The sequence below is a fragment of the Candidatus Obscuribacterales bacterium genome, from assembly GCA_036703605.1.
In the GTDB taxonomy this organism is placed as follows: Bacteria; Cyanobacteriota; Cyanobacteriia; order RECH01; family RECH01; genus RECH01.
Genome location: DATNRH010000742.1, coordinates 1 through 1,155, shown reverse-complemented (window position 1 = coordinate 1,155; position 1,155 = coordinate 1). Strand labels below are relative to the sequence as shown.

Genomic DNA, 1,155 nt, shown 5'->3' with positions numbered 1-1,155 from the left:
AACTGCTAATGCGAACGATCCCGGCATAGCCCTTCTGAAGTTCTGAACGGTAAGTTTCTCTCCCATGAGAACAATGACCCAAGCCTCAGCAACGAGAAGTCCTTGACAGTTGTTGGATCTGGAGCTACCCAGCCCCAGGTCCAGGTGAGCTCTCCTCCGCTTGATTACAAGTAGGGTTTCTGTTTAAGTGTAGTTAGAATGTCACGTCATCGTCAGCCAGGAGGCTCCAGATCGACACCGAGCCATCAGCGGAGCCAACCACAGCTATGGTCAGGGAGTAGAACTTACCCTTGTTGTCGAGGGCCCGGATGACCCAGATGTTACCACGATCAATGGCAATGGGGGGAAGCTCCTTCATTTCCCCTCTGCGGAAGGCATGAATGTAATTAAAGCCACCAAACAAGACATATTCGCCGACAATGCAGTTGGTGTGAAGTCCGTCCTCGGATTCAACTCGAAGAAGCAAATCACGGGACTGAGGGTAAGGTGGTTCAAAGAAGGGGTTACCTGCATGTGCCAGCAACAGATGACACCATCCGAGCCGCCAGACCAGGCATTGACCTCCTCGAAAACGAGACAGCTTACCGTAGCTCGGTCACGGTGAGCATTGAAGTACTTGGGAGTATCTTGAAGAAGTCAGAGAGAGAGATAGAGAGAGCGAGAGAGACTATATCTTACCAAGTTTTGGAAGGCTGAAAGTGCAAATGCGGCCTACTCCGCCCAGCCAGAGATCCTTGCCATTGGTGGCGACAGAGTTCCAGGTGCCTTGGACGGCGCTAGAGCCTTGATGGGAACCATCACCGCCCCAGAGGTGAATATTGGTGTTGGAGGCTGCTGGAGCAATTCCTACAAGGCCTCCACTCAGCTCTTGGAGTTCGGTTACAATGCCAATTTCGAATTTGGCAGCGAGAAAGAAGCCTTCGGTGTCGATAATGGAGACGCCATCGTCGCCCGAAGACCACATGAGCGTGCCAGCTCGGATTAGCGAATAGATTCGGCCTTGGTGGGCTCCCGTAACGCTTGTGAGGTGTTGGCCGCTGTGCAAATCGAAGATCTCAATTGAGCCGGCGCGAGTTCCTACCCACATTGGGCCATTGGCGGGGACCACAGCAACGGCCATAACCCGATCGTTGGCTTGGAGTTCAATGGGGTCCT

General features: G+C 53.2%; 2 protein-coding genes. Both read right to left on the bottom strand.

The window, feature by feature from the left end; translation table 11 throughout:
• Window positions 1–193: 193 nt before the first annotated feature.
• The gene (locus V6D20_15435; protein HEY9817173.1) at window positions 194–523 is read right to left on the bottom strand and encodes a hypothetical protein; all 330 of its coding nucleotides are present in this window, start codon (window positions 521–523) and stop codon (window positions 194–196) included.
• 144 nt (window positions 524–667) lie between these two features.
• On the bottom strand, window positions 668–1,155 hold a 488-nt coding region (locus V6D20_15430), incomplete at its 5' end, for a hypothetical protein (protein HEY9817172.1).